Raw genomic sequence first — 12,462 nt, 5'->3', positions numbered from 1 at the left:
CTGACCGCTGCTCTGACTCGCGTCTGCTCCGAAGTTTTCGGTTCGGCCGTAGTTGAATTCGACAAGATCGACAGCGCTCCAGAAGAAAAAGCTCGCGGTATCACCATCAACACCGCGCACGTTGAGTACAACTCGAACATTCGTCACTACGCTCACGTTGACTGCCCAGGTCACGCTGACTACGTGAAGAACATGATCACTGGTGCTGCGCAGATGGACGGCGCGATCCTGGTTTGCTCGGCCGCTGATGGTCCGATGCCACAAACCCGTGAGCACATCCTGCTGTCCCGTCAGGTAGGCGTTCCGTACATCGTGGTTTTCCTGAATAAGGCTGACCTGGTAGACGACGCTGAGCTGCTGGAACTGGTTGAGATGGAAGTTCGCGACCTGCTGTCCACCTACGACTTCCCAGGCGACGACACTCCGATCATCATCGGTTCGGCTCGTATGGCGCTGGAAGGCAAAGACGACAACGAAATGGGCACCACCGCTGTTAAGAAGCTGGTGGAAACTCTGGACAGCTACATCCCAGAGCCAGAGCGTGCTATCGACAAGCCTTTCCTGATGCCAATCGAAGACGTGTTCTCGATCTCGGGTCGCGGTACTGTTGTGACCGGTCGTATCGAGCGCGGTATCGTTCGCGTTCAAGACGCCCTGGAAATCGTTGGTCTGCGTGACACCACCACCACCACCTGCACCGGTGTTGAGATGTTCCGCAAGCTGCTGGACGAAGGTCGTGCTGGCGAGAACTGCGGCGTTCTGCTGCGTGGCACCAAGCGTGACGACGTTGAGCGTGGTCAGGTTCTGGTTAAGCCGGGTTCGGTTAAGCCGCACACCAAGTTCACCGCAGAAGTTTACGTTCTGAGCAAGGAAGAAGGCGGCCGTCACACTCCGTTCTTCAAAGGCTACCGTCCACAGTTCTACTTCCGTACTACTGACGTGACTGGTAACTGCGAGCTGCCAGAAGGCGTTGAAATGGTAATGCCAGGTGACAACATTCAGATGACTGTTACCCTGATCAAAACCATCGCGATGGAAGACGGCCTGCGTTTCGCAATCCGTGAAGGCGGCCGTACCGTTGGTGCTGGTGTCGTAGCTAAAATCATCGAGTGATCTCTTTATTGAGTCAGCTTTGATGAGTTGAAAAAAGCCCCCGCTTAGCGGGGGCTTTTTTATTGGGTTGACACCTATCTGGGGCGTCTATAGAATTGCGCCTCCTTTTAACGGGCGTATTGCGCCCGGTGGGAATAGCAGCCGGAGTCTGAAATCCAATGCAAAATCAGCAAATCCGTATCAGGTTGAAGGCTTTTGACCATCGCCTGATCGACCAATCAACCCAGGAAATCGTGGAAACCGCGAAACGTACTGGTGCTCAAGTGCGTGGTCCAATTCCACTGCCTACCCGTAAAGAGCGGTTCACCGTTCTGGTTTCCCCGCACGTCAACAAAGACGCGCGTGACCAGTACGAGATCCGCACTCATAAGCGCGTTCTGGACATCGTCCAGCCAACGGATAAAACCGTTGATGCACTTATGAAGCTTGATCTTGCGGCCGGTGTGGAAGTGCAGATCAGCCTCGGCTAAGACTCGGTCTTGGTCGTGTAACGCTCTGAAATGGGCGGCCATAGCGGGTGAAAGCCCCGTACACTCATGAGGTTTACAACATGACTATTGGTGTAGTCGGTCGTAAAGCGGGTATGACCCGTATTTTCACCGAAGAAGGTGTCTCCATTCCGGTCACGGTCATTGAGATCGAGCCGAATCGCGTCACCCAGTTCAAAACTGAAGAAACCGATGGCTATCGTGCAGTGCAAGTCACTGTCGGCGAGCGTCGTGCTTCCCGTGTAACAGCTGCTCAGGCTGGCCACTTCGCCAAGGCGAACGTTGCCGCTGGTCGTACCGTAATGGAATTCCGCCTTGAAGAAGGCGAGTACCAGGCCGGCGATCTGATCAACGCTGAAATCTTCGCTGCTGGTCAACTGGTTGATGTAACCGGTCAGTCCAAAGGTAAAGGCTTCCAGGGTACGATCAAGCGTTGGAATTTCCGCGGGCAAGATAACACCCACGGTAACTCCGTATCCCACCGCGTCCCAGGCTCTATCGGCCAGTGCCAGACTCCTGGTCGTGTATTCAAGGGCAAAAAAATGTCCGGTCATATGGGCGCTGAGCGCGTGACCGTGCAGTCCCTGGAAGTAGTGCGCGTGGACGCTGAACGCAATCTGTTGCTGGTCAAGGGTGCTGTTCCTGGCGCTACTGGCGGCAACCTGGTTGTACGTCCAGCAGCCAAGGCTCGCGGTTAAGGGGAAGCTGACATGCAATTAAATGTAAATGACGCTCAAGCGATCGAAGTTTCCGAACTGACATTTGGCGGCGAATTCAACGAGACGCTGGTTCACCAAGCAGTCGTGGCCTACATGGCCGGCGGCCGTCAAGGTAGCAAGCAGCAAAAGACCCGTTCCGACGTTCGTGGTGGCGGTAAGCGCCCATGGCGTCAGAAAGGTACTGGCCGTGCTCGTGCCGGTACTATCCGTAGCCCAATCTGGCGCGGCGGCGGCACCACTTTCGCAGCTCGTCCACAGGATCACTCGCAGAAGCTGAACAAGAAGATGTATCGCGCAGCAATGCGTTCCATCCTTGCTGAACTGGTGCGTACTGATCGTCTGGTCGTGGTTCAGGATTTCGCAGTTGAAACTCCGAAAACCAAAGACCTGCTGGGCAAACTGAACAACATGAGCCTGACCGACGTTCTGATCGTGTCGGACGCTGTTGATCAGAACCTGTACCTGGCTGCTCGCAACCTGCCACACGTAGATGTACGTGACGTGCAAGGTTCCGATCCAGTTAGTCTGATCGCATACGACAAGGTGTTGATCACCGTGTCGGCCGTGAAGAAATTCGAGGAGCTGCTGGGATGAACCAGGAACGCGTATTTAAAGTTCTGCTTGGCCCGCACGTTTCCGAGAAGGCTACGGTTCTGGCAGACAAGAAAGGCCAGTTCGTTTTCAAGGTTGCTACTGACGCAACCAAGCTGGAAATCAAGAAGGCCGTCGAAAGCCTGTTCAGCGTGAAAGTTGAGCGTGTTACTACCCTGAACGTTCTGGGTAAGAGCAAGCGCACCGCTCGCGGTCTGGGCAAGCGTAATGACTGGAAGAAGGCAGTTATCTCCCTTCAGCCAGGCCAAGATCTCGATTTCAGCAGCAGTGCTGAGTAAGGAAGGGGTGCATCATGGCAATCGTTAAATGCAAACCGACTTCCCCTGGCCGCCGTTTTGTGGTCAAGGTGGTCAACCAGGAGCTGCATAAAGGCGCTCCTCACGCACCGCTGCTCGAGAAAAAATCGAAGACTGGTGGTCGTAACAACAATGGCCGTATTACCACTCGTCACATCGGTGGTGGTCATAAGCAGCATTACCGTATGGTCGATTTCCGTCGCAACGACAAAGATGGCATCGTCGCCACTGTTGAGCGTATCGAATACGATCCAAACCGTACTGCTCACATCGCACTGCTCTGCTACGCAGACGGCGAGCGCCGCTACATCATCGCCCCTAAAGGCGTGAGTGCTGGCGACACGCTGATCGCAGGTGCCCTGGCTCCAATCAAGCCAGGTAACGCTCTGCAACTGCGCAACATTCCAGTCGGTTCTACCGTACACGGCATCGAACTGAAGCCAGGTAAAGGCGCACAGATCGCTCGTTCCGCTGGTGCTTCGGCTCAGCTGATCGCTCGTGAAGGCGTTTACGTGACCCTGCGTCTGCGTTCCGGTGAAATGCGTAAAGTATTGGCTGAGTGCCGTGCGACCCTGGGCGAAGTCTCGAACTCCGAGCACAGCCTGCGTTCGCTGGGTAAAGCTGGTGCCAAGCGCTGGCGTGGCGTTCGCCCAACCGTTCGTGGTGTTGCCATGAACCCGGTTGACCACCCACATGGTGGTGGTGAAGGTCGTACCTCTGGTGGTCGTCATCCGGTATCGCCATGGGGCTTCCCGACTAAGGGCGCGAAGACTCGTGGTAATAAGCGTACCGACAAAATGATCGTCCGTCGTCGCAAGTAAATAGAGGGATACGACAGTGCCACGTTCTCTGAAAAAAGGTCCTTTTATTGATCTTCACCTACTGAAGAAGATCGAAGTGGCGGCGGAAAAGAACGATCGCAAACCAATTAAGACTTGGTCGCGTCGTTCGATGATCCTGCCACAAATGGTCGGTTTGACCATCGCTGTACACAACGGTCGTCAGCACGTCCCAGTTCTCGTAAACGAAGACATGGTCGGCCACAAACTGGGCGAGTTCGCCGGTACCCGCACTTATCGCGGGCACGTGGCAGACAAGAAAGCCAAGCGTTAAGGGGTAAGGAAATGGAAGTAGCCGCTAAGTTGTCGGGCGCTCGAATCTCCGCCCAGAAAGCCCGCTTGGTCGCCGACCAGATCCGCGGGAAGAAGGTGGGCGAAGCGCTCAACCTGTTGGCTTTCAGCAGTAAGAAAGCCGCCGAGATCATGAAAAAAGTGCTGGAGTCGGCCGTAGCCAACGCCGAGCATAACGAAGGCGCAGACGTTGATGACCTGAAGGTCAGCACCGTTTTCGTCAACGAAGGGCGTTCGCTGAAGCGCATCATGCCACGTGCCAAAGGCCGTGCTGATCGCATCGTCAAGCGGTCTTGCCATATCACTGTCAAGGTTGCTGACAAGTAACGGAGTCGAAGAGATGGGTCAGAAAGTACATCCCATTGGCATTCGCCTGGGAATCGTCAAGGAGCACACCTCCGTCTGGTACGCAGACGGTCGGACTTATGCGGACTACTTGTTCGCTGATCTGAAGGTGCGTGAATACCTCCAAGACAAACTAAAAAGCGCGTCCGTAAGCCGTATCGATATCCATCGTCCGGCCCAAACTGCACGCATCACCATCCACACCGCTCGTCCAGGTATCGTTATCGGGAAGAAAGGTGAAGATGTTGAGAAGCTGCGTCAGGACCTGACCAAGCAAATGGGTGTGCCTGTGCACATCAATATCGAAGAGATCCGCAAGCCGGAACTCGACGGTATGCTGGTTGCGCAGAGCGTAGCTCAGCAGCTGGAGCGTCGTGTAATGTTCCGTCGCGCCATGAAGCGCGCTGTACAGAACGCCATGCGCATTGGTGCCAAAGGCATCAAAATCCAAGTGAGCGGTCGTCTCGGCGGTGCTGAAATCGCACGTACTGAATGGTATCGCGAAGGTCGTGTGCCACTGCACACCCTGCGTGCCGACATCGACTATGCCAACTACGAAGCTCACACCACTTACGGTGTGATCGGTGTAAAGGTTTGGATCTTCAAAGGCGAAGTAATTGGTGGTCGCCAAGAAGAGCTGAAGCCACAAGCACCAGCGCCTCGTAAAAAAGCTGCTAAGTAAGGGGTACGCCAAATGTTGCAACCTAAGCGTACGAAGTTCCGCAAGCAGATGACCGGCCACAACCGTGGTCTGGCACTGCGCGGTAGCAAAGTCAGCTTCGGCGAGTTCGCGCTGAAGTCTGTAGCTCGTGGTCGTCTCACCGCTCGTCAGATCGAGTCAGCGCGTCGTGCTCTGACCCGTCACGTAAAACGTGGCGGCAAGATCTGGATCCGTGTATTCCCGGACAAGCCGATCTCCAAGAAGCCTCTCGAGGTTCGTATGGGTAAAGGTAAGGGTAACGTGGAGTACTGGGTTGCCCAGATTCAGCCAGGCAAAGTCCTGTATGAAATCGAGGGTGTTTCTGAAGAGCTGGCGCGTGAGGCTTTCGCCCTGGCTGCTGCAAAGCTGCCGCTCGCCACCTCCTTTGTTAAACGGACGGTGATGTGATGAAAGCGAATGAGCTTCGTGAAAAATCCGCACAGCAGCTGAACGAGCAACTGCTCGGCTTGCTGCGCGACCAGTTCAATCTGCGCATGCAGAAAGCAACTGGCCAGTTGGGGCAGTCTCATCTGCTCTCGCAAGTTAAGCGTGACATCGCTCGCGTGAAGACTGTGCTCAACCAGCAGGCAGGTAAGTGATCATGGCTGAAGCCGAAAAAACTGTCCGTACGCTGACTGGCCGTGTTGTCAGCGACAAGATGGACAAAACCATCACCGTTCTGATCGAGCGTCGCGTTAAGCACCCGATCTACGGTAAATACGTTAAGCGTTCGACTAAGCTGCACGCGCACGACGAAACCAATCAGTGCCACATCGGCGACAAAGTCACTATTCGTGAAACTCGTCCGATGGCCAAGACCAAGTCTTGGGCGCTGGTTGATGTTCTCGAACGCGCTGTGGAAGTCTAAGGGCTAGGGGTCGGAGAAATTATATGATTCAGACTCAATCCATGCTCGATGTGGCCGATAACAGCGGCGCTCGCCGCGTTATGTGCATCAAGGTGCTGGGTGGCTCCCATCGTCGTTACGCTGGTATCGGTGACATCATCAAAGTTACCGTGAAGGAAGCAATTCCTCGCGGTAAGGTGAAAAAAGGCCAAGTGATGACTGCTGTTGTAGTCCGCACTCGTCACGGCGTACGTCGTGCTGATGGCTCCATTATCCGCTTTGATGGCAACGCTGCTGTTCTTCTGAACAACAAGCAAGAGCCGATCGGCACCCGTATCTTTGGGCCAGTGACCCGTGAACTTCGTACTGAGAAGTTCATGAAGATCGTCTCGCTCGCCCCAGAAGTGCTGTAAGGAGATCCGACATGCAAAAGATTCGTCGTGACGACGAGATCATCGTGATCGCCGGCAAAGACAAAGGTAAGCGCGGTAAGGTGCTGAAGGTTCTTGCTGACAACCGTCTGGTTGTTGGTGGTCTGAACCTGGTCAAGCGTCATACCAAGCCTAACCCGATGTCGGGCGTACAGGGCGGTATCGTCGAGAAAGAAGCGCCACTGCACGCTTCCAACGTCGCCATCTTCAACGGCGAAACCAACAAGGCTGACCGCGTTGGTTTCAAAGTAGAAGACGGTAAGAAAATTCGTGTCTTCAAGTCGACCCAAAAAGCGGTTGATGCTTGAACACTGCTAGGTAGAAGACCATGGCACGACTAAAAGAGATTTACCGGAAGGAAATCGCTCCGAAACTTAAGGAAGAACTTAAGCTTTCGAACGTGATGGAAGTTCCGCGCGTTACCAAAATCACCCTGAACATGGGTCTGGGCGAAGCGATCGGCGACAAAAAAGTCATCGAGCACGCTGTTGCTGACCTGGAAAAGATCACCGGCCAGAAAGTCGTTGTGACCTACGCTCGCAAATCCATCGCTGGCTTTAAAGTCCGTGAAGGTTGGCCGATCGGCGTCAAAGTGACCCTGCGCCGTGAGCGTATGTACGAGTTCCTGGATCGTCTGCTGTCGATCTCCCTGCCTCGGGTTCGCGACTTCCGCGGCCTGAATGCCAAGTCCTTCGATGGTCGTGGCAACTACAGCATGGGCGTGAAAGAGCAGATCATTTTCCCGGAAATCGACTACGACAAGATCGATGCTCTCCGCGGTCTGGACATTACCCTGACCACCACTGCCAAGAACGATGATGAAGGCCGCGCTCTGCTGCGTGCTTTCAAATTCCCGTTCCGCAACTGATTGGAGTAGGAAAATGGCCAAGAAGAGCATGAAAAACCGTGAGCTGAAGCGTCAGCTCACCGTTGCCAAGTACGCCGTCAAGCGTGCAGCGCTGAAAGCTATCATCGTTGATCTGAACGCAAGTCCAGAAGCACGTTGGGAAGCTACCGTAGCTCTGCAGAAGCAGCCACGTGACGCAAGCGCCTCGCGCATGCGTAACCGTTGCCGTCTGACCGGTCGTCCGCACGGCGTTTACCGCAAGTTCGGCCTCGGCCGTAACAAATTGCGTGAAGCGGCAATGCGTGGTGACGTACCAGGTCTGGTTAAAGCCAGCTGGTAATTGCTGTCAAAGCCTTGATGGTCGGGGTCGCAAGAACCTGACCATCGGTGGCCTTGAACTTGAATCAAGCCCCTTTTGGGGCTTGATTCATTTCTGGGGTATGTCTAGAATGACCGGCTCGCCTGAGCCCGTGTTTTTTATGCCCGGAATTTCTCGGCGACAAGTAGTAGCCGCAAGGCTAATTTTTCTGTATTAGGAGCGTCTAGCCCATGAGTATGCAGGACCCGTTAGCGGACATGCTAACTCGAATCCGTAATGCCCAGATGGCTGAAAAGTCCGTCGTAAGCATGCCGTCTTCCACGTTGAAGGTGGCTGTAGCAAAAGTCCTGAAGGACGAAGGTTACATCGCGGGTTATCAGATCAGCAGCGAAACCAAACCACTGCTGTCCATCGAGCTGAAATACTTCGAAGGCCGTCCGGTCATCGAGGAAGTGAAGCGCGTTAGCCGTCCAGGCCTGCGTCAGTACAAGTCCGTCGAAGAACTGCCAAAAGTACGTGGCGGTCTCGGTGTGTCTATCGTCTCCACCAACAAAGGTGTGATGACTGATCGTGCTGCGCGCGCTGCCGGTGTCGGCGGCGAAGTTCTTTGCACTGTGTTCTAAGGGGGGATAAGCATGTCTCGCGTCGCTAAGAACCCCGTTAAGCTGCCAGCCGGTGTCGAAGTAAAATTCGCAGGCCAACAGCTTTCGGTGAAGGGTGCCAAGGGTACTCTTGAACTGAACGTCCATTCGTCCGTTGAAGTCGTTGAAGAAGCCGGTGAGCTGCGTTTTGCTGCTCGCAATGGCGATCAACAGACTCGCGCAATGGCCGGTACCACTCGTGCGTTGGTAAACAACATGGTCCAGGGCGTAAGCCAAGGCTTCGAGCGTAAGCTCCAGCTGGTCGGTGTTGGTTACAAAGCGCAAGCAAAAGGTCAGGTGCTGAACCTGGCTCTTGGCTTCTCGCACCCAGTGGATTACGAACTGCCGGAAGGCATCACCGCTGAGACTCCTAGCCAGACCGATATCCTGATCAAGGGCATCGACAAGCAGCTGGTAGGTCAAGTGGCCGCCGAGATCCGCGACTTCCGTCCACCAGAGCCGTACAAAGGCAAAGGTGTGCGCTACGCGGACGAAGTCGTCCGTCGTAAAGAAGCCAAGAAGAAGTAGGGCATAGCAAATGACCGACAAAAAAGTTACTCGACTGCGTCGCGCTCGCAAAGCACGCCTGAAAATGCACGAACTCGAAGTCGTGCGTCTCTGCGTGTTCCGCTCTTCGCAGCACATCTACGCCCAGGTCATTTCGGCCGACGGCAACAAAGTCCTGGCAAGCGCCTCGACTTTGGATAAAGAACTGCGTGATGGCGCCACTGGCAACATCGACGCGGCCACTAAGGTTGGCCAGCTGGTCGCTACGCGTGCTAAGGCCGCTGGCGTCTCGCAGGTGGCTTTCGACCGCTCTGGCTTCAAGTACCACGGCCGCGTTAAAGCGCTGGCTGATGCTGCTCGTGAAGCTGGGCTGGAGTTCTAAGTTATGTCAAATAACGACCAAAAGCGCGACGAAGGCTACATCGAGAAGCTGGTTCAAGTTAACCGCGTAGCCAAAACCGTTAAAGGCGGCCGTATCTTCACTTTCACCGCGTTGACCGTGGTTGGTGATGGTAAAGGGCGTGTTGGCTTCGGCCGTGGCAAGTCGCGTGAAGTGCCTGCTGCGATCCAGAAGGCAATGGAAGCTGCTCGCCGCAACATGATCCAGGTTGATCTGAACGGCACCACTCTGCAGTACGCAATGAAGTCCGCCCATGGCGCTTCGAAGGTGTACATGCAGCCTGCTTCTGAAGGTACCGGTATCATCGCTGGCGGCGCTATGCGTGCTGTCCTCGAAGTTGCTGGCGTTCAGAACGTTCTGGCCAAGTGCTACGGCTCGACTAACCCTGTAAACGTGGTTCACGCCACTTTCAAGGGTCTGAAGGCTATGCAGTCTCCTGAATCCATTGCAGCCAAACGTGGCCTGCGTGTTGAGGAGATCAAGTAATCATGGCTACCGTTAAAGTTACGCTGATCAAAAGCATGACCGGCCGCATCCCTAACCACAAACTGTGCGTTAAGGGTCTGGGTCTGCGTCGCATCGGTCACACTGTAGAAGTCCAGGATACTCCCGAGAATCGCGGGATGATCAACAAGGCTTACTACATGCTGCGTGTCGAGGGTTAATCGATGAAACTCAATGATCTGAGTCCAGCGCCGGGTTCCCGTCGCGAAAAGCATCGTCCGGGCCGTGGTATCGGTAGTGGTTTGGGTAAGACTGGTGGCCGTGGTCACAAAGGTCAGACTTCCCGCTCCGGTGGCACCATCGCTCCAGGCTTTGAAGGCGGTCAACAGCCGCTGCATCGTCGCCTGCCGAAGTTCGGTTTCGTTTCCCTGAAAGCCATGGACCGCGCAGAAGTGCGTCTGTCCGAGCTGGCTAAAGTGGAAGGCGACATCGTCACCGTGCAGTCCCTGAAAGATGCCAACGTGATCAACGTCAACGTACAGCGTGTGAAAATCATGCTGTCCGGTGAAGTGACTCGCGCTGTCACTATCGGCAAGGGAATCGGCGCCACCAAAGGTGCGCGTGCGGCTATCGAAGCAGCTGGCGGCAAGTTCGAGGAATAAATGGCTAAGCAAGGTGCTCTCTCTGCGCTCGGCAAAGGCGGTATGTCTGAACTCTGGGCTCGTCTGCGTTTTCTGTTCCTGGCGATTATCGTCTACCGAATAGGCGCACACATCCCGGTTCCAGGTATCAACCCGGACCGACTCGCAGACCTGTTTCGACAGAATGAGGGGACCATTCTTAGCTTGTTCAACATGTTTTCCGGCGGCGCGCTGGAGCGGATGAGCATCTTTGCACTGGGGATCATGCCGTACATTTCGGCATCGATCATCATGCAGTTGATGACCGCCGTCAGCCCGCAGCTGGAGCAGTTGAAGAAGGAAGGTGAAGCTGGCCGTCGCAAGATCAGCCAGTACACCCGCTACGGCACCGTCGTCCTCGCTCTCGTTCAGGCCATTGGCATGTCCATTGGTCTGGCGGGGCAGGGCGTTGCGTTCACTGGTGACTTTGGCTTCCATTTCGTCGCGGTCTCCACGTTTGTGGCTGGCGCGATGTTCATGATGTGGCTGGGTGAGCAGATTACTGAGCGTGGTGTAGGCAACGGTATCTCGATGTTGATTTTTTCGGGTATCGTCGCCGGTCTTCCGAGAGCAATCGGGCAGTCTTTCGAGTCTGCGCGTCAGGGCGATATCAACATCTTCGCTTTGGTTGCCATCGGTTTGCTGGCAGTAGCGATTATCGGTTTCGTGGTGTTCATTGAGCGTGGTCAGCGTCGTATCGCTGTTCACTACGCCAAGCGTCAGCAGGGCCGCAAGGTTTTTGCTGCGCAGACAAGCCACTTGCCGCTGAAGGTGAACATGGCCGGTGTTATTCCGGCTATTTTCGCGAGCAGCATTTTGCTGTTCCCGGCTTCGTTGGGTGCCTGGTTTGGTCAGTCTGAAGGTATGGGCTGGTTGCAGGACATCTCGCAGTCGATCGCTCCTGGTCAGCCGTTGAATATTCTGCTGTTTAGTGCAGGGATTATTTTCTTCTGCTTCTTCTATACGGCGTTGATGTTCAATCCGAAAGACGTAGCGGAAAACCTGAAGAAGTCCGGTGCCTTTATTCCGGGCATCCGTCCAGGTGAGCAGTCCGCACGCTATATTGATGGCGTTTTGACTCGCTTGACCATGTTCGGTGCTCTTTACATGACGGCCGTGTGCTTGTTGCCCCAGTTCCTGGTGGTTGCAGCAAACGTTCCGTTCTACCTTGGCGGGACCTCGTTGCTGATCGTGGTCGTGGTTGTGATGGACTTCATGTCCCAAGTACAATCGCACCTCGTTTCGCACCAGTACGAATCCCTGATGAAGAAAGCCAACCTGAAGGGTTACGGCAGCGGCATGTTGCGCTGAGTACCCATAAGGTTCGAGGAGTTGGTGATGAAAGTTCGTGCATCGGTGAAAAAGCTGTGCCGTAACTGCAAGATTATTCGCCGCGAAGGTGTTGTTCGAGTAATTTGCAGCGCGGAACCGCGTCACAAACAGCGCCAAGGCTGAGTGTGATTGTGCTTCAAGCCCGGTAGCTAGTGCGCTACCGGGTTGATTATTTGTTATTACAGCGATATTATCTCGCGCCCTATTTCTTGGCTTCCGGGGCGTAGGTAGCTGTCAATTGGAGTCCCACTGAATGGCCCGTATTGCAGGCGTTAACATTCCAGATAACAAGCATACTGTTATCTCGCTGACCTACATCTATGGTGTTGGTCGCACTACTGCACAGAAGATCTGTGCAGAGACTGGGGTAAACCCAGCCGCAAAGATCAAGGATCTGAGCGACGAGCAGATTGAACAGCTGCGTGGCGAAGTGGCGAAGTTCACCACTGAAGGTGACCTGCGTCGCGAAATCAACATGAAAATCAAGCGCTTGATGGACCTCGGTTGCTATCGCGGTCTGCGTCATCGTCGTGGTCTGCCAGTACGCGGTCAGCGTACCAAGACCAACGCGCGTACCCGTAAAGGTCCGCGTAAGCCGATCCGCAAGTAAT

Annotated in this window: 25 protein-coding genes; all 25 read left to right on the top strand. The window is 54.8% G+C overall.

Annotation, left to right across the window (positions count from 1 at the left end):
- Window positions 1-1,113, top strand: a 1,113-nt coding sequence (gene tuf / locus GQX66_RS05600) for an elongation factor Tu (RefSeq protein ID WP_134020863.1), incomplete at its 5' end; no start/stop codon positions are given.
- Window positions 1,114-1,271: 158 nt separating this feature from the next.
- Window positions 1,272-1,583 (top strand): 30S ribosomal protein S10, encoded by a 312-nt coding sequence (gene rpsJ / locus GQX66_RS05595; protein ID WP_003186070.1) that lies wholly within the window; start codon window positions 1,272-1,274, stop codon window positions 1,581-1,583.
- 80 nt (window positions 1,584-1,663) lie between these two features.
- A complete protein-coding gene (rplC, locus tag GQX66_RS05590; RefSeq protein ID WP_007955641.1) occupies window positions 1,664-2,299 on the top strand; it encodes a 50S ribosomal protein L3 in 636 nt (211 codons plus the stop codon).
- A 12-nt stretch (window positions 2,300-2,311) separates the two neighbouring features.
- A complete protein-coding gene (rplD, locus tag GQX66_RS05585) occupies window positions 2,312-2,914 on the top strand; it encodes a 50S ribosomal protein L4 (protein ID WP_003228735.1) in 603 nt (200 codons plus the stop codon).
- On the top strand, window positions 2,911-3,210 hold the full coding sequence (rplW, locus tag GQX66_RS05580) for a 50S ribosomal protein L23 (RefSeq protein ID WP_002555488.1): 300 nt from the start codon (window positions 2,911-2,913) through the stop codon (window positions 3,208-3,210). Before rplD ends, rplW begins: the two co-directional genes overlap by 4 nt.
- A gap of 14 nt (window positions 3,211-3,224) precedes the next feature.
- The gene (gene rplB / locus GQX66_RS05575; RefSeq protein WP_008018194.1) at window positions 3,225-4,049 is read left to right on the top strand and encodes a 50S ribosomal protein L2; all 825 of its coding nucleotides are present in this window, start codon (window positions 3,225-3,227) and stop codon (window positions 4,047-4,049) included.
- A gap of 16 nt (window positions 4,050-4,065) precedes the next feature.
- Window positions 4,066-4,341 (top strand): 30S ribosomal protein S19, encoded by a 276-nt coding sequence (gene rpsS / locus GQX66_RS05570; protein WP_003228731.1) that lies wholly within the window; start codon window positions 4,066-4,068, stop codon window positions 4,339-4,341.
- A gap of 11 nt (window positions 4,342-4,352) precedes the next feature.
- Window positions 4,353-4,685 (top strand): 50S ribosomal protein L22, encoded by a 333-nt coding sequence (gene rplV / locus GQX66_RS05565; RefSeq protein ID WP_003103908.1) that lies wholly within the window; start codon window positions 4,353-4,355, stop codon window positions 4,683-4,685.
- Window positions 4,686-4,698: 13 nt separating this feature from the next.
- Window positions 4,699-5,385, top strand: a complete 687-nt coding sequence (gene rpsC, locus GQX66_RS05560) for a 30S ribosomal protein S3 (RefSeq protein ID WP_003176422.1) — start codon at window positions 4,699-4,701, stop codon at window positions 5,383-5,385.
- Between the two features lie 12 nt (window positions 5,386-5,397).
- Window positions 5,398-5,811 (top strand): 50S ribosomal protein L16, encoded by a 414-nt coding sequence (gene rplP, locus GQX66_RS05555; protein ID WP_003228729.1) that lies wholly within the window; start codon window positions 5,398-5,400, stop codon window positions 5,809-5,811.
- Window positions 5,811-6,002, top strand: coding sequence for a 50S ribosomal protein L29 (gene rpmC, locus GQX66_RS05550; protein WP_002555481.1), 192 nt, complete (start codon window positions 5,811-5,813; stop codon window positions 6,000-6,002). Before rplP ends, rpmC begins: the two co-directional genes overlap by 1 nt.
- Before the next feature lie 2 nt (window positions 6,003-6,004).
- The gene (rpsQ, locus tag GQX66_RS05545; RefSeq protein ID WP_003194644.1) at window positions 6,005-6,271 is read left to right on the top strand and encodes a 30S ribosomal protein S17; all 267 of its coding nucleotides are present in this window, start codon (window positions 6,005-6,007) and stop codon (window positions 6,269-6,271) included.
- Between the two features lie 23 nt (window positions 6,272-6,294).
- Window positions 6,295-6,663, top strand: coding sequence for a 50S ribosomal protein L14 (gene rplN, locus GQX66_RS05540; RefSeq protein ID WP_002555479.1), 369 nt, complete (start codon window positions 6,295-6,297; stop codon window positions 6,661-6,663).
- 11 nt (window positions 6,664-6,674) lie between these two features.
- A complete protein-coding gene (rplX, locus tag GQX66_RS05535; protein ID WP_003186046.1) occupies window positions 6,675-6,989 on the top strand; it encodes a 50S ribosomal protein L24 in 315 nt (104 codons plus the stop codon).
- Window positions 6,990-7,009: 20 nt separating this feature from the next.
- The gene (gene rplE, locus GQX66_RS05530) at window positions 7,010-7,549 is read left to right on the top strand and encodes a 50S ribosomal protein L5 (RefSeq protein ID WP_003210069.1); all 540 of its coding nucleotides are present in this window, start codon (window positions 7,010-7,012) and stop codon (window positions 7,547-7,549) included.
- A gap of 13 nt (window positions 7,550-7,562) precedes the next feature.
- The gene (gene rpsN / locus GQX66_RS05525; protein WP_007955639.1) at window positions 7,563-7,868 is read left to right on the top strand and encodes a 30S ribosomal protein S14; all 306 of its coding nucleotides are present in this window, start codon (window positions 7,563-7,565) and stop codon (window positions 7,866-7,868) included.
- 209 nt (window positions 7,869-8,077) lie between these two features.
- Window positions 8,078-8,470, top strand: a complete 393-nt coding sequence (rpsH, locus tag GQX66_RS05520; protein ID WP_011336171.1) for a 30S ribosomal protein S8 — start codon at window positions 8,078-8,080, stop codon at window positions 8,468-8,470.
- Window positions 8,471-8,482: 12 nt separating this feature from the next.
- On the top strand, window positions 8,483-9,016 hold the full coding sequence (rplF, locus tag GQX66_RS05515; RefSeq protein WP_011336170.1) for a 50S ribosomal protein L6: 534 nt from the start codon (window positions 8,483-8,485) through the stop codon (window positions 9,014-9,016).
- Window positions 9,017-9,026: 10 nt separating this feature from the next.
- Window positions 9,027-9,377 (top strand): 50S ribosomal protein L18, encoded by a 351-nt coding sequence (gene rplR / locus GQX66_RS05510; protein ID WP_003186037.1) that lies wholly within the window; start codon window positions 9,027-9,029, stop codon window positions 9,375-9,377.
- A 3-nt stretch (window positions 9,378-9,380) separates the two neighbouring features.
- A complete protein-coding gene (rpsE, locus tag GQX66_RS05505) occupies window positions 9,381-9,881 on the top strand; it encodes a 30S ribosomal protein S5 (RefSeq protein WP_007955637.1) in 501 nt (166 codons plus the stop codon).
- A gap of 2 nt (window positions 9,882-9,883) precedes the next feature.
- Window positions 9,884-10,060 carry a 50S ribosomal protein L30 gene (gene rpmD / locus GQX66_RS05500; RefSeq protein WP_003176408.1) on the top strand — a complete coding sequence of 59 codons (177 nt, stop codon included), beginning with the start codon at window positions 9,884-9,886 and terminating at the stop codon, window positions 10,058-10,060.
- A 3-nt stretch (window positions 10,061-10,063) separates the two neighbouring features.
- On the top strand, window positions 10,064-10,501 hold the full coding sequence (rplO, locus tag GQX66_RS05495) for a 50S ribosomal protein L15 (protein WP_003228720.1): 438 nt from the start codon (window positions 10,064-10,066) through the stop codon (window positions 10,499-10,501).
- Complete coding sequence (gene secY / locus GQX66_RS05490; RefSeq protein ID WP_003228718.1) at window positions 10,502-11,830, top strand: preprotein translocase subunit SecY; 1,329 nt, start codon at window positions 10,502-10,504, stop codon at window positions 11,828-11,830. It abuts the gene before it with no gap.
- A 27-nt stretch (window positions 11,831-11,857) separates the two neighbouring features.
- Entirely contained in the window at window positions 11,858-11,974 is a 117-nt protein-coding gene (gene rpmJ / locus GQX66_RS05485; RefSeq protein ID WP_002555468.1) for a 50S ribosomal protein L36, read from the top strand.
- A 130-nt stretch (window positions 11,975-12,104) separates the two neighbouring features.
- Window positions 12,105-12,461 carry a 30S ribosomal protein S13 gene (rpsM, locus tag GQX66_RS05480; RefSeq protein ID WP_009045849.1) on the top strand — a complete coding sequence of 119 codons (357 nt, stop codon included), beginning with the start codon at window positions 12,105-12,107 and terminating at the stop codon, window positions 12,459-12,461.
- Window position 12,462 lies beyond the last annotated feature (1 nt).

It is taken from the genome of Pseudomonas sp. B707, assembly GCF_022496685.1.
GTDB classification, from domain to species: domain Bacteria; phylum Pseudomonadota; class Gammaproteobacteria; order Pseudomonadales; family Pseudomonadaceae; genus Aquipseudomonas; species Aquipseudomonas paraglycinae.
This window is presented reverse-complemented; position numbering and strand designations above follow the sequence as displayed.

What these genes read in the sequence shown, in the direction of transcription:
- secY (WP_003228718.1), top strand. Translation starts at nt 10,502, where the DNA reads ATGGCTAAGCAAGGTGCTCTCTCTGCGCTCGGCAAAGGCGGTATGTCT.
- rpsH (WP_011336171.1), top strand. Translation starts at nt 8,078, where the DNA reads ATGAGTATGCAGGACCCGTTAGCGGACATGCTAACTCGAATCCGTAAT.
- rplP (WP_003228729.1), top strand. Translation starts at nt 5,398, where the DNA reads ATGTTGCAACCTAAGCGTACGAAGTTCCGCAAGCAGATGACCGGCCAC.
- rpmJ (WP_002555468.1), top strand. Translation starts at nt 11,858, where the DNA reads ATGAAAGTTCGTGCATCGGTGAAAAAGCTGTGCCGTAACTGCAAGATT.
- rplR (WP_003186037.1), top strand. Translation starts at nt 9,027, where the DNA reads ATGACCGACAAAAAAGTTACTCGACTGCGTCGCGCTCGCAAAGCACGC.
- rpsC (WP_003176422.1), top strand. Translation starts at nt 4,699, where the DNA reads ATGGGTCAGAAAGTACATCCCATTGGCATTCGCCTGGGAATCGTCAAG.
- rpmC (WP_002555481.1), top strand. Translation starts at nt 5,811, where the DNA reads ATGAAAGCGAATGAGCTTCGTGAAAAATCCGCACAGCAGCTGAACGAG.
- rpmD (WP_003176408.1), top strand. Translation starts at nt 9,884, where the DNA reads ATGGCTACCGTTAAAGTTACGCTGATCAAAAGCATGACCGGCCGCATC.
- rplD (WP_003228735.1), top strand. Translation starts at nt 2,312, where the DNA reads ATGCAATTAAATGTAAATGACGCTCAAGCGATCGAAGTTTCCGAACTG.
- rplN (WP_002555479.1), top strand. Translation starts at nt 6,295, where the DNA reads ATGATTCAGACTCAATCCATGCTCGATGTGGCCGATAACAGCGGCGCT.
- rplB (WP_008018194.1), top strand. Translation starts at nt 3,225, where the DNA reads ATGGCAATCGTTAAATGCAAACCGACTTCCCCTGGCCGCCGTTTTGTG.
- rplV (WP_003103908.1), top strand. Translation starts at nt 4,353, where the DNA reads ATGGAAGTAGCCGCTAAGTTGTCGGGCGCTCGAATCTCCGCCCAGAAA.
- rplW (WP_002555488.1), top strand. Translation starts at nt 2,911, where the DNA reads ATGAACCAGGAACGCGTATTTAAAGTTCTGCTTGGCCCGCACGTTTCC.
- rplX (WP_003186046.1), top strand. Translation starts at nt 6,675, where the DNA reads ATGCAAAAGATTCGTCGTGACGACGAGATCATCGTGATCGCCGGCAAA.
- rpsQ (WP_003194644.1), top strand. Translation starts at nt 6,005, where the DNA reads ATGGCTGAAGCCGAAAAAACTGTCCGTACGCTGACTGGCCGTGTTGTC.
- rplC (WP_007955641.1), top strand. Translation starts at nt 1,664, where the DNA reads ATGACTATTGGTGTAGTCGGTCGTAAAGCGGGTATGACCCGTATTTTC.
- rpsM (WP_009045849.1), top strand. Translation starts at nt 12,105, where the DNA reads ATGGCCCGTATTGCAGGCGTTAACATTCCAGATAACAAGCATACTGTT.
- rpsN (WP_007955639.1), top strand. Translation starts at nt 7,563, where the DNA reads ATGGCCAAGAAGAGCATGAAAAACCGTGAGCTGAAGCGTCAGCTCACC.
- rplF (WP_011336170.1), top strand. Translation starts at nt 8,483, where the DNA reads ATGTCTCGCGTCGCTAAGAACCCCGTTAAGCTGCCAGCCGGTGTCGAA.
- rpsJ (WP_003186070.1), top strand. Translation starts at nt 1,272, where the DNA reads ATGCAAAATCAGCAAATCCGTATCAGGTTGAAGGCTTTTGACCATCGC.
- rplO (WP_003228720.1), top strand. Translation starts at nt 10,064, where the DNA reads ATGAAACTCAATGATCTGAGTCCAGCGCCGGGTTCCCGTCGCGAAAAG.
- rplE (WP_003210069.1), top strand. Translation starts at nt 7,010, where the DNA reads ATGGCACGACTAAAAGAGATTTACCGGAAGGAAATCGCTCCGAAACTT.
- rpsE (WP_007955637.1), top strand. Translation starts at nt 9,381, where the DNA reads ATGTCAAATAACGACCAAAAGCGCGACGAAGGCTACATCGAGAAGCTG.